The sequence below is a fragment of the Paraglaciecola sp. genome, assembly GCF_039942875.1.
Taxonomy (GTDB): Bacteria; Pseudomonadota; Gammaproteobacteria; order Enterobacterales; family Alteromonadaceae; genus Paraglaciecola.
On the sequence record NZ_JBDVBQ010000005.1, the window covers coordinates 22,464 to 35,986 of the forward strand.

General features: G+C 37.9%; 11 protein-coding genes. All 11 read left to right on the forward strand.

Annotated features, from left to right (window positions below):
• Positions 1-291: 291 nt before the first annotated feature.
• The 11 genes from tig (at position 292) to ABJE44_RS01340 (ending at position 13,509) form a co-directional block, all read left to right on the forward strand.
• A complete protein-coding gene (gene tig / locus ABJE44_RS01290; RefSeq protein WP_348112166.1) occupies positions 292-1,602 on the forward strand; it encodes a trigger factor in 1,311 nt (436 codons plus the stop codon).
• A 90-nt stretch (positions 1,603-1,692) separates the two neighbouring features.
• The gene (gene clpP / locus ABJE44_RS01295) at positions 1,693-2,334 is read left to right on the forward strand and encodes an ATP-dependent Clp endopeptidase proteolytic subunit ClpP (RefSeq protein WP_348112167.1); all 642 of its coding nucleotides are present in this window, start codon (positions 1,693-1,695) and stop codon (positions 2,332-2,334) included.
• Between the two features lie 95 nt (positions 2,335-2,429).
• Positions 2,430-3,707: an ATP-dependent protease ATP-binding subunit ClpX gene (gene clpX, locus ABJE44_RS01300; protein ID WP_133471009.1), complete on the forward strand. Its 1,278-nt coding sequence runs from the start codon at positions 2,430-2,432 to the stop codon at positions 3,705-3,707.
• A 45-nt stretch (positions 3,708-3,752) separates the two neighbouring features.
• Positions 3,753-3,995, forward strand: coding sequence for a DUF2798 domain-containing protein (locus ABJE44_RS01305; protein ID WP_348112168.1), 243 nt, complete (start codon positions 3,753-3,755; stop codon positions 3,993-3,995).
• A 260-nt stretch (positions 3,996-4,255) separates the two neighbouring features.
• The gene (gene lon / locus ABJE44_RS01310; RefSeq protein WP_348112169.1) at positions 4,256-6,622 is read left to right on the forward strand and encodes an endopeptidase La; all 2,367 of its coding nucleotides are present in this window, start codon (positions 4,256-4,258) and stop codon (positions 6,620-6,622) included.
• A 237-nt stretch (positions 6,623-6,859) separates the two neighbouring features.
• On the forward strand, positions 6,860-7,132 hold the full coding sequence (hupB, locus tag ABJE44_RS01315; RefSeq protein ID WP_133471007.1) for a nucleoid-associated protein HU-beta: 273 nt from the start codon (positions 6,860-6,862) through the stop codon (positions 7,130-7,132).
• Between the two features lie 230 nt (positions 7,133-7,362).
• Positions 7,363-9,240 (forward strand): SurA N-terminal domain-containing protein, encoded by a 1,878-nt coding sequence (locus ABJE44_RS01320; RefSeq protein ID WP_348112170.1) that lies wholly within the window; start codon positions 7,363-7,365, stop codon positions 9,238-9,240.
• 451 nt (positions 9,241-9,691) lie between these two features.
• A complete protein-coding gene (ndk, locus tag ABJE44_RS01325; RefSeq protein ID WP_133471005.1) occupies positions 9,692-10,123 on the forward strand; it encodes a nucleoside-diphosphate kinase in 432 nt (143 codons plus the stop codon).
• A gap of 141 nt (positions 10,124-10,264) precedes the next feature.
• Entirely contained in the window at positions 10,265-11,410 is a 1,146-nt protein-coding gene (locus ABJE44_RS01330; RefSeq protein ID WP_348112171.1) for a bifunctional tRNA (adenosine(37)-C2)-methyltransferase TrmG/ribosomal RNA large subunit methyltransferase RlmN, read from the forward strand.
• Positions 11,411-11,447: 37 nt separating this feature from the next.
• The gene (gene pilW / locus ABJE44_RS01335; protein WP_348112172.1) at positions 11,448-12,587 is read left to right on the forward strand and encodes a type IV pilus biogenesis/stability protein PilW; all 1,140 of its coding nucleotides are present in this window, start codon (positions 11,448-11,450) and stop codon (positions 12,585-12,587) included.
• On the forward strand, positions 12,580-13,509 hold the full coding sequence (locus ABJE44_RS01340; protein ID WP_348120610.1) for a RodZ domain-containing protein: 930 nt from the start codon (positions 12,580-12,582) through the stop codon (positions 13,507-13,509). The genes pilW and ABJE44_RS01340 overlap by 8 nt, the downstream gene beginning before the upstream one ends.
• Positions 13,510-13,523 lie beyond the last annotated feature (14 nt).

The window sequence follows — 13,523 nt, forward strand, 5'->3', positions numbered from 1 at the left end:
CCCTAAATCGCATATTTATTATTAAATACTGTGGTTGGCTGGCTATTCATTACTACTCAAAATAGGCAATTTTCTATTTTAGTTCTTTTAGGCTCGACTTGAGTTCAGCCTATCGCTATACTACTGCGTCTTTTTATCGGGTGTCCGTTTATTAGTTGGATTAAACTTTACTAATTTGGGTCATTCGGGCGTGATGATCGCACTCGCAACTATTTAATTGGTTGTGCCGATAAAATCCCATTAATAATTTTTTGTGAGCGCAAATTAAATGCGCCTAATTGAGGTATCAGAATGCAAGTTTCCGTTGAGACGACTCAAGGTTTAGAACGCCGTCTTACTATTACCGTTCCTGCAGATTCAATTGACTCTGCTGTTAAGTCTCGTTTACAGCAATTAGCTAAAACTCAGAGAATCAATGGTTTCCGTCCTGGTAAAGTTCCCGTTACTGTTATCAAAAAGCGTTACGGACAGGCTGTACGTCAAGAAATCGCCGGTGAAGTAATGCAGCGTAATTTCTACGAAGCTATTACTAAAGAAAAGATTACCCCTGCTGGTATGCCTACCTTTGAAATGAAAACTGACGAAGATGGTAAAGACTTAGAATATGTAGCTGCTTTTGAAGTTTACCCAGAAGTAGAAGTAAAAGACATTGAAAAAATCGAAGTTGAAAAACCAGCTGTTGAAATTAGTGAAAAAGACTTAAGTAACATGATGGATACGTTACGTAAGCAACATGCGAATTATAAAGAAGTTAAACGCAAGATTAAGAAAGACGATAAAGTGACTCTTGATTTTGTTGGTACAATCGATGGTGAAGAGTTTGAAGGCGGAAAAGCTGAAGATTTCTCTCTAGAAATGGGTAAAGACCGCATGATACCTGGTTTTGAAAAACCTATTGTAGGTCATAAAACAGGCGAGGAGGTTATTGTTGATGTGACTTTCCCTGAAGATTATCATGCGGAAAAGCTTAAAGGTAAAGATGCTCAATTCACTGTAAATATTAAAAAAGTTGAAGCTTTGAATTTACCCAAGGTTGATGAAGAGTTTGCTAAATTGTTTGGCATTGAAGACGGCAATATTGACGCTTTGAATGACGAAGTTCGTAAGAATATGCAACGTGAATTAGATCAAACTTTAAAAGCATCTGTTAAAGACCAAGTTATCGCTGGTCTATTAGAAAAGAATCAAATTGATTTACCGAAAGCCTTAGTTGACCAAGAGGTTGATGCTTTGCGTGAGCAAGCCAAGCAACGTTTTAGCCAACAACAAGGTGGCAAGGTTGATAACATGCCTGAGTTACCAGCTGACTTGTTTGAAGAGAATGCTCGTAAACGCGTAAGTGTTGGTCTATTACTAGGTGAAGTAATTAAAACTAACAGCATTAAAGTTGATTCTGCAAAGGTTGACGCTTTAATAGAAACAGCCGCATCTGCATACGAAGATCCTCAAGAAGTGATCGAGTATTACAAAACTAATGATGAGCTAATGCAACAAATGAACAATGTTGCAATGGAAGAGCAAGCTGTTGAATTGCTGCTTGAACAAGCTAAAGTAAAAGAAGTTAAGAAATCTTTTGACGATATCATGAACAAACAGGCGTAATTTGCCTTTTGCTAATTGACTTAACTAGTCTGCAACTGCTTAAATGCTCGGTAACTACCGAGCATTTTTATTTGTGAAGAATACTAATTTATGATGAATACACCTTTTGATCCAACAAACGCACTCGTTCCTATGGTGGTAGAGCAAACTGCCAAAGGCGAGCGCTCTTATGACATTTATTCTCGTTTATTAAAAGAGAATGTAATCTTTTTAGTTGGCCAAGTAGAAGATCACATGGCTAATTTAATCGTTGCTCAAATGTTATTTTTAGAAGCTGAAAATCCAGAGAAAGACATCTTTCTATATATTAACTCGCCAGGTGGCTCTGTTACTGCTGGTATGGCTATCTACGATACTATGAACTTTATTAAACCCAATGTCAGTACTGTTTGTATTGGTCAGGCGGCAAGTATGGGAGCATTTTTGTTATCAGCTGGTGAAAAAGGTAAGCGTTATTGTTTACCAAATTCACGAGTGATGATTCATCAACCTTTAGGAGGCTTCCAAGGTCAGGCTTCTGATTTTGAAATTCATGCCAAAGAAATACTTTCTATTAAAGAAAAAATGAATCGCCTAATGGCTAAGCATACAGGTAAAGATTATGAATCTGTGGCTAGAGATACTGATCGAGACAACTTTTTAAGTGCAGATGAAGCTATGGAGTATGGATTGATTGACCAAGTATTGGCTAGTCGCCCTGATGCTCAAACTGAAACTAAAAGTGATGTTTAATAAAGTGACTCTTTGAAAAATCAGATACTAGCCACTATATCTATAGGTATATGGCTTCAGTTTGATGAGTCGTTTGATATAGGAAAAGATTGTAAATGAGTGATAGCAAAAACAACGATGGCGACAATAAACTTTTATATTGTTCGTTTTGTGGCAAAAGCCAACATGAAGTTCGCAAATTAATTGCTGGACCGTCTGTGTTTATTTGTGACGAATGTGTTGATTTGTGTAACGACATAATTAGAGAAGAAATTAAAGAAATTTCACCTAAGAAAAAACAAGATGAGTTGCCAACGCCTAAGGAAATACATCATCACCTAGATGATTATGTAATAGGCCAAGAACACGCCAAAAAAGTTTTAGCTGTTGCAGTTTATAATCACTATAAACGCCTTAGAAATGGTGATGTACATGAAGGTGTCGAGTTAGGTAAAAGTAATATTTTGCTTATCGGGCCTACAGGAAGTGGTAAAACTTTGTTAGCTGAGACCTTAGCAAGACTTCTTGATGTACCTTTTACTATGGCTGATGCCACTACTTTGACTGAAGCTGGTTATGTAGGTGAAGATGTAGAAAACATTATCCAAAAGTTATTACAAAAGTGTGATTACGATGTTGAAAAGGCGCAGCGCGGAATTGTTTACATAGACGAGATTGACAAAATTTCTCGCAAGTCAGACAACCCGTCTATTACTCGTGATGTCTCTGGTGAAGGTGTTCAACAAGCCTTGTTGAAGTTGATTGAAGGCACAGTTGCTTCTGTACCTCCTCAAGGTGGCAGAAAGCATCCGCAACAAGAGTTTTTACAAGTCGACACTTCTAAAATATTGTTTATATGTGGTGGTGCCTTTGCTGGTCTTGATAAAGTTATTGAACAAAGGGCGCATACTGGGACTGGTATAGGTTTTGGTTCTGATATAAAAGATACCAGTAACAAGTCAAGTGAAGGCGAATTGTTCAAAAAGGTAGAGCCAGAAGATTTAGTTAAATACGGTTTAATTCCTGAATTTATTGGTCGTTTACCTGTACTGACTAGCTTAGAAGAGTTGAGTGAAGACGCATTAATTCAAATTCTGAAAGAACCTAAAAATGCCATTACTAAACAATACTCTGCGTTGTTCGGTATGGAAGATACAGAGTTAGAATTCAGAGATGATGCGCTTCAAGCTATTGCTAAGAAGGCCATGCAACGTAAAACTGGGGCAAGGGGGTTACGCTCTATTGTTGAGGCAGTGCTGTTAGATACTATGTATGACCTTCCTTCTATGAACGATGTTAGTAAGGTGGTCATTGACGAAACTGTTATTAGAGGAGAAACTAAACCCATATTGATATATGACAGTAGCGTAGATAAAAAAGCGGCTTCGGAATAGTTTTTTTAGGCTCGAAAGAGCCTTTTTCCTTTCTAGGTATCTATAATGATTTCACGAAAGCATCATAAAATAGTTTTTGCGTTTTTTATGGCATTTACAATGTCTTGCATCATGTCATTTGTTATCAGTGTTTTTAATGTAGGTTTGGTTACGAATATCATTACTATATGGGTAAAGGCTTGGGCTTTTGCTTTTATAGTTGCTTTCCCAACCATAGTAGCAGTTTCTCCATTAGTTCGTAGGCTTGTTGATTTTGTATTGCATGATGAGCATAGTCACACTCAATAAAGTACATTTAGTAATAGTTATTTAGTTGTGGTTTTTAAGCTGTTTAATAGTATGCCAAAGTCTTGGTCATTTTTTTGTTTTCGCTTTCATTCATAACTCTTATACTCTCTATACCTTGTTCGTAAAGGGTTGAAGATACCTAGAGAGTAAATTAGCACTATTTGTTCGATTTTTTATTTGAACTTTCATCTCCTAGCCCCATATATATTCGATAGCACTGGGATATACCTCCCATTTATTCATTGATTTAGAGACTCAGTATGACAAAAGAGCGTGAAAATAACATCGAAATGCCAGTGTTGGCGTTGCGAGATGTAGTAGTTTATCCACATATGGTGATACCTCTGTTTGTAGGTAGAGAAAAATCAATTCGTTGTTTAGAAGCCGCAATGGATAAAGACAAGCAAATATTTTTAGTCGCTCAAAAAGATGCTGGCGTAGATGAGCCAGGGCAAGATGATATTTTTACAGTGGGCACCATAGCCACTATCTTGCAATTACTAAAATTACCCGATGGAACAGTCAAAGTCTTAGTTGAAGGTAACCAAAGGGGAACAATAGATGCCTTTGTGAGTTCTGATGATTTTTTTGTAGCAGATATTTCAAGTTCGATAGACGAAGAAATAAATGAGTCGGAGCAAGAGGTTCTAATCCGCTCTGCAATCTCTCAATTTGAAGGTTACGTTAAATTAAACAAAAAAATACCGCCTGAGGTCTTAACCTCTTTAAGTGGTATTGAAGATGCAGCGCGTTTGGCTGACACCATGGCTGCTCATATGCCTCTTAAGTTAGCTGAAAAGCAGAAAGTGCTAGAAATGCTAAGCGTTACTGAGCGTTTAGAGTATTTAATGGCACTTATGGAAAGTGAAATTGATTTATTACAAGTTGAACGAAAAATTCGAACTCGTGTTAAGAAGCAAATGGAGAAGAGTCAGCGCGAGTATTATTTGAATGAGCAAATGAAAGCTATTCAAAAGGAGTTAGGTGAATTAGATGATGCACCAGACGAGTTTGAAGCCCTAAGTAAAAAAATTGATGATGCAAAAATGCCTGAAGAGGCAAAGAAAAAAGCGACCGCTGAGTTAAGCAAATTAAAAATGATGTCACCTATGTCTGCTGAAGCGTCGGTTGTCAGAAGTTATATTGACTGGCTTACTAATGTTCCTTGGGTAAAACGAAGTGCTGTAAAGAAAAATCTAAGTCTTGCTGACGAGGTTCTCAATGCAGACCATTATGGTTTAGATAAAGTAAAAGAACGTATTATTGAATATTTAGCGGTTCAGCAGAGGGTTAAAAAATTAAAAGGTCCTATATTATGCCTTGTGGGGCCTCCCGGTGTAGGTAAGACTTCATTAGGCCAATCTATAGCTAAAGCAACTGGGAGAAAGTATGTTCGTATGGCACTAGGTGGTGTGCGAGACGAAGCTGAAATCCGCGGTCATCGCAGAACCTATATTGGTTCAATGCCAGGAAAAATGATTCAGAAAATGGCAAAGGTAGGTGTGAAAAACCCACTGTTCTTGTTGGATGAAATCGATAAAATGTCTTCGGATATGCGCGGTGACCCATCCTCTGCTTTATTAGAGGTATTAGACCCAGAACAAAACTCAAGCTTCAGTGATCATTATTTAGAGGTTGACTATGATCTCTCTGATGTAATGTTCGTGGCTACATCCAATAGCATGGATATTCCTGGTCCTTTGTTAGATCGAATGGAAGTGATTCGTTTATCTGGTTATACGGAAGATGAGAAGTTAAATATTTCTACGCAGCATTTAATCGATAAGCAAATTTCCCGTAATGGCCTTAAAAAGGGTGAGTTAGTTATTGAAGAAAGTGCTATTGTTGGAATTATTCGCTACTACACAAGAGAAGCAGGAGTAAGAAGCCTCGAGCGAGAAATTTCAAAAATATGCCGTAAGGCAGTGAAAAATATACTCTTAGATAAATCGATTTCTCAAGTTGTTGTAAATCAAACTAATTTAAAAGAGTTTTTGGGTGTACAACGTTTTGATTATGGAAAAGCTGACAAGTCAAACCAAATAGGCCAAGTGACTGGATTAGCTTGGACCCAAGTGGGGGGCGATTTGTTAACCATTGAGACCACATCTGTTGTAGGTAAAGGTAAAACTACTTTTACGGGCTCTCTAGGTGACGTGATGCAAGAGTCTATTCAAACTGCATTAACTGTTGTGCGTAGTCGAGCAGAAAAGTTGCGTATTAATGAAGATTTTCATGAAAAACGTGATATTCATGTACATGTTCCTGAAGGTGCGACTCCTAAAGATGGCCCAAGCGCCGGTATTGCTATGTGTACGGCGTTAATTTCTACTTTGACAGGAAATCCAGTTAAATGTGAAGTTGCCATGACAGGTGAAATCACCCTAAGAGGTGAAGTCTTACCTATAGGTGGCTTAAAAGAAAAATTATTGGCGGCGCATCGTGGTGGAATTAAGACTGTTATCATTCCAAAAGATAATGAAAGAGACTTAGAAGACATTCCACAGAATGTAAAACAAGATTTAAGTATTCATGCTGTGCAATGGATTGATGAAGTTTTGAGCTTGGCTTTAGCCGAAGAGCCAGAGCGGTTTGTCGCTATTAAAACCGAAAAGGTTAAAAAGTGAGCATAAAGGTCATTTTTTTTAATTATTTTTAAGTTTAAGGGCTTCACTATGTAATAAGTTGTGGTAGCCTTTACCGCAGTTTCGCTTAAGGCCTTGTCACAAAAGGGATTGAAGTGATTCAACAAAAGTTAATAACTTGTAAAAATATGCTTGAAGTTAATATTCAAGCTTGATATAACATTTCGGCATTGCATAGGGCAAGCCATAAGTATAATAACAATTGAAGGGGTTCATATTGTGAATAAGTCAGATCTTATTGATAACATCGCTGCAAGTGCAGACATTTCTAAAGCAGCAGCTGGCCGAGCGCTAGATGCATTAACTGGGGCTGTTACATCAGCTCTTAAAGAAGGTGACCAAGTTGCTTTAGTTGGTTTCGGTACTTTCTCTGTACGTGAACGTGCAGCTCGCAGTGGTCGTAATCCTCAGACTGGTGAAACTATTCAAATTTCTGCAGCTAAAGTGCCTTCATTTAAAGCTGGTAAAGCATTGAAAGACGCTTGTAACTAATCAAGAGTTTGTTATTTTACAAAGGCGATGATTTATCATCGCCTTTTGTTTATGTGCTGTTTTATTTTATCCCACCTTACTTTTCCAGATATTGTCCTTTTCAATGATAACAATCTTAATAATTGTAAATGTTTGGTATATAATTCCGCTCGCTTGCGATTGAGGCTAACCTAAAAGTTAGGAGTCTCAAAGCTTATCAATAATAGCTCATTTGGAGTTTGGACTTTAGTATGTTGGAAAGAATTAGAGAAGGATCACAAGGCCCGTGGGCCATTGGGATTTTAGCGTTAGTGATTTTAAGTTTTATTTTTGCTGGGGTAGGTAGTTATATAAACTCTTCATCTTCAGTTGCTGCTGCTTCTGTTAATGGAGAAGAAATTAGTAGCACTGAATTGGAACAGGCTTATGAAAACGAGCGTGCTCGAATGGAGTCTCAGTTTGGCGATGCATTTGCCACTTTAGCAAGTGATACAACGTATTTGCAAAATTTTAAAAAGGGAATATTAGATCGTTTAATTAGTGAGAAATTATTAGACCAAGCCGCTATTGACCTAGGTCTTAGGGTGAGCGACGCTCAAATAAAAGAAGCTATTGTTGGTATGCAAGAGTTTCAAGTTGATGGGAAATTTGATAATGACAGGTATCTAATAATTTTACGTCAAGCTGGTTTTCAGCCAAATAATTTCCGAGACTACATGCGTGTTGATATGATACGTCGCCAACTATCGAGTTCTTTAATGGGCTCAGAGTTTGCGTTAAAACAAGAAGCTAGTAACGCTTACGCGATTCAACAACAAACCCGCGACATTAAATTTGTAACTGTACCTAAAGCAAGTTTTCAAGAACAAGTAGAGATTACGCCTGAACAGATTGAGACTTATTACCAGAGTAATATTGACCAGTTTGATACAGAGCAAAAAGTGAGTGTGGCATATGTTGAGCTTAAATTAGATGATTTAATGGCTGACATTCAAGTAACTGATGATGAGTTAAACGAGTTTTATCAACAGAATATAAGTACTTATCGCACAGAAGAAGAACGTCAAGTTTCCCATATATTGTTAGAAAGTGCAGAAGCAGACGATGTGGTTGCCGCTCAAGCTGATGAATTATTAGAAAAAATTAATACAGGTGCCGATTTTGCAGAGCTTGCCAAAGAGTATTCTAGTGATACGTTTAGCGCCGAGAATGGTGGTGATTTAGGATGGTTTGGAAAAGGTATAATGGATCCTGCCTTTGAAGAAGCTGCTTATTCGCTAGAAAGTATAAACGATGTAAGTGCAGTAATTAAAAGTGCGTTCGGGTATCACATAATAAAATTAACGGATGTAAAGCCCGAGCAAGTCACCGGCTTTGATGAAGTTAAAGAAGACATTATTGCTGAAGTAAAGACTACAAAAGCAGAAGATCAGTTTTACGAAGTTCAACAACGTTTAGCTGAAGTGGCTTTTGAAGTACCAGATAATCTTGATGAGGTTGCAGAGCTGGCAGGTAAACCTATAGTTACAAGTGAGCTGTTTACTCGTAATGAGGCTCCACAAAGCCTGTCAAACCCAAGTATATTGAATAGCGCTTTTAGTGTTGAATTAATCGAAGATGCCGTGAATAGTGAAGTGATAGAAGTGGCAAAAAATCATATAGTTATACTTAGGGTAGCTGATTATGAGCCAGAAAGAACTCAAGCCATTGAAGAAGTAACTGAACAGATTCAGCAGACCTTATCTGACCAAGCCGCACAGCAAGCTGCAAAAGACTGGGCAGTTGAAGTTAAAGGCTTACTTGCTAATAACGAAAATGTTGATTCGAAATTGTCTGAATTACAATTAACTTGGGAGTCTCAGGAAGGTGTGGCAAGAAGTGATACGTCTTTATCACAAAGCATTGTTCAAGCGCTATTTGCTGTAGCTGAGAATCAAACCACAGTCGTTGATTTAATTAATGGGGATATCAGTTTAGTCCAAGTAACTAAAGTGAATGATGCCCCAGCAGCTGATGACACTCAACTTGCTACATTAATAAATCGCTTAGCTTCAACTAAAGCACAATTATTGTTTAGTGCTGTTATTGAATCGCTTAAAGCAGATGCTGATATTGAAATTTACCTATAGATATATATCGCGTTATTAACATTAACACCTTAAAAAGAGCGGAAACGCTCTTTTTTATTGTCTGCCTTAGTGAGTTAACCATAATAAGCTTGTATAAAAAATAGCGACAACTGAAGACAGAATTAAAATACAAATGAAGCCTTGTTTACCTTGTTTTACTGTATAACCTTTGGATTTTAAGTAGAGAAACCAAAACAAACAAAGAATGATGGGGAGTAAAAAAAGAAATCGTATAATCAAGTGGGTATGTTCCAAATATTTAGTTCTTAATAGATTCTAGGGGGGAATAATAGCCAACTCAAGCTACATTACATAATTTACTCCCCATCAAACTGCTATTTACTCTAGCCAACCTCTAGTTATTTAGTTTCAATTTGCATATAATCCGCGCGAATTTTTAATGTACTGTTTTATACAGTTGAACCTTATTTTTTAATTGGAGTTTAAGAAGATGGCCTTAGAGCGTACTTTTTCTATTATAAAACCTGATGCCGTTGCTAAAAATGTTATTGGTGCAATTTACAATCGTTTCGAGTCTGCTGGCTTAAGGCTTGTTGCTTCTAAAATGATTCACCTTAGTAAAGAACAAGCTGAAGGTTTCTATGCAGAGCATAGCGAGCGCCCATTCTTCGGAGGCTTGGTTTCATTCATGACTTCAGGACCCGTTATGGTTCAAGTTTTAGAAGGTGAAAATGCAGTTGTAAAGAATCGTGAAATAATGGGCGCCACTAACCCAGCGGAAGCTTTAGCTGGTACTTTACGTGCAGATTACGCTGCGTCTATTGATGAAAACGCTTGTCACGGGTCAGATGCTCCAGAGTCAGCCGCTCGAGAAATCGCATATTTCTTTAGTGATGAAGAGATCTGCCCTAGAACTCGCTAAGCTAGTTGGTTCGATAAAAGGGAGCCTAGGCTCCCTTTTTGTTTTATGTCCCTTTAGATAATTTAATGGTATTTATTGCTCTGCAAAAAACTGACAGATCAGTTAATATGGCATCGAGCATGTAACGCACTGAGGTTTACTTTGAGCACCGAACAGGCATCTGGCCAACCAAATAAAATAAATCTACTTGATTTTAATCGAGCAGGTTTACGCACATTTTTTGCAGAAATGGGAGAAAAACCATTTAGAGCAGAGCAGGTTATGAAATGGATTTACCAGCAAGGTGTGTCTGACTTTGATGAAATGACTAACCTCAATAAAGTACTGCGCGAAAAGTTAAAAACTAAGTGTGAAGTTAAAGCGCCGGAAATCGCCTATCAACAAAATGCGACAGATGGGACGATTAAGTTTGCATTGAAGCTGGAAGGTGGACAAGAAGTAGAAACAGTGTGGATACCTGATGGGGACAGAGCCACCCTTTGTGTCTCTTCTCAAGTAGGTTGTGCCCTAGAATGTACTTTTTGCTCAACAGCACAGCAAGGCTTTAATCGAAATTTAAAAGTATCTGAAATAATTGGTCAAGTTTGGCGAGTTGCCGTTACCATTGGATTAAATAATGATACCGCTAAGCGCCCCATAACTAATGTTGTTATGATGGGAATGGGTGAGCCTCTTCTAAACGTGAAACATGTTGTTCCTGCTATGGAATTAATGATGGATGACCTAGCGTTTGGTTTATCTAAACGCCGTGTCACTTTGAGTACTTCCGGTGTTGTTCCTGCATTAGATAAGTTGGCTGGACAGATTGATGTAGCACTGGCCATATCTCTTCATGCTCCGGACAATACTTTAAGGGACGAAATTGTACCAATTAACAAAAAATACCCTATAGATGTATTTTTAGCGAGTGTTAGGAGATATTTGGCGAAGTCTAATGCGAATCAAGGTAAGGTTACCGTAGAATATGTGATGCTTAATGGTATCAATGATAGTACAGACCAAGCACATGATTTAGCTAAAGTATTAGCTGACACTCCATGTAAGATTAACTTGATACCTTTTAATCCATATCCAGGCTCACCCTATACCTGTTCAAGTAACTCTCGTATTGATAGGTTTGCTAAAGTTTTAATGGAATATGGCATAGTTGTAGTCGTTCGAAGAACAAGGGGGGACGATATCGATGCCGCGTGCGGACAGCTTGTTGGGGATGTTGTTGATCGCACCAAGAGAATGTTGAAAAAACAATTAAAGGGCGAGAATATTGCAGTCAAAATGGCACAATAATATTCATTAGTTATAAATAATAGGCTCTAATAAAAATATGATTAAAGTAATTAGCGTTAGTTTTACAATACTAATTTTACTTAGTGGGTGCGTCACCCAGACAGGTCCTGGTACTGTTCAAAAAGGTTTTGATCGTGACAAGGCGGCTGAAAATCGTGTTTCTTTAGGGTTAACTTATCTTAAAAATGGAAACTTCAGCAGTGCTAAATTTAATTTAGATAAAGCATTAGAGTTTTCACCGAGATCAGCAGATGCAAATTATGCGATGGCTTATTATTATCAAAGTGTAGGTGAGTTAGAGCAAGCCGAAGAGGCCTATCAATATGCTATGGATCTGGAACCAAATAATGCTGACATTGCTAATACATATGGTGCTTTTTTATGCCAAAATGGTAAATATGAAAAAGCGAAAGAGTATTTTTTAAAGGCAGTGAACACCAGTAGTTATATCCTAAGTGCTCAGACTTACGAAAATTTAGCTTTGTGTAGTCAAAGCCAGGGCCGCCCTGAAGAAGCGGTCCAATACTTTAGAAGCGCAGTTAATCATCAGCCTTCCCGTTCTCATAGCCTGTACCTACTTACTCAGGCACTTATTGATACGCATCAATGGGCTGAGGCTCAAGATGTTTTCAAGCGTTATGAGAAGGTGTCTCGTGTCACCCCTCAAAGCCTAATTATGGCTGTGTCGATCGAAAATGGCTTAGGTAATTATAGTGTCGCGAAAGGCTATTCAGACATGCTAATTCAATTGTATCCTAGTAACCCATTAACATTAGAGTTTCTAAAAAGTAAAAGAGATGCGGTTGAAAGAAACATACATTCATCAGATATGGATCTTCCCAATAAAAATAAAGTTGTCCCTGTAAAGCAAACCATTACTTCTTATGCTTCAAATGACCAGCAAAACAATGAATTGCCTAATAAAGTAACAAATGAGCCTCAAGACACCTTACCGAAAGCTTCAAGTACAGTTATTCCCGCTAAGGTTGAAAGTGATGTTAAAGAGGCTACTAAGCTTACATACCACGTAGTCAGTCGCGGTGAAAATCTCTACAGGATATCTCTGCAATACAACATCAAAATGCAAACGCTGGTAGAATGGAACAATTTAGCCGATGAATCTGAAATTTATAATGGTATGCGACTCTCTTTAGTTAAGCCGGCCACCGTTGAGTAAAAATATAAATATGAGTGAAGAACAAGAAGAGCAGGTAGTTAAAGGCCCTGGTCAATTATTAAAAGAAGCCCGTGAACGAGCAAACTTATCCATACAGGATATTGCAGATAAAGTCCGCTTGAAAAAAAGCCTGATAGAGGATATTGAAGACGATAATTATGAGCTAGATATTTCGCTTACCTTTTTACGGGGGTATATCAAACTCTACGCCAAGCAAGTTCAAGTTTCAGAAGTTGAGGTTTTAGCAGCGTTTGATAATTTAAACACCCAGAATAAAGAGCCTGCTAAGGTAAAGAGCTTTTCAAGGCGAGTTGCAAATCAAGCAAATGATGACAAGTTAATGTTACTTACATATTTAGTCATATTGGTAGTGATTGCGTTAGTGGTTATATGGTGGTTTCAGCAAGATAAAGACACGTCTGAGCCTTTGACATTACCTATACAACCTTCAATCAGTCAAGCTGAGCAACAAGACCTAGATGCTCTCAAAACTGAAAGAAACCTAAGCGTTGAAAACGAATTAGACTCAAACCTAGAAAACTTTTCTGACTCTGTTTTAAACGATAGCCAGTTAACTGTCCCTCAAGAAGTTATAGAAGAAACGCCTGAAACTGTCATCGAGGAGTTAGAAAGCTCTACTGAAAATATAGATATTTCTAAAAGTGAAGCAGTGGCACCGGTTGAATTGATATTTGAGTTTTCTGGAGATTGTTGGATGAACCTTTCTGACGCAACGGGTGAAAATATTGCTTATGGTGTCAAAGTTAAAGGGCGAGTGATGCCTGTTTCTGGTATTCCACCTTTCACCGTTACCTTGGGGGCCTCAGAGGCTGTAAAAATTAGTTATGCTGGAGAGGCCGTTGATTTGTCTTTCTTGCCTCCCGGAAACATTGCCAAGTTTAATTTACCCCTTTCAGAATAACCGAGCTTAGTTAC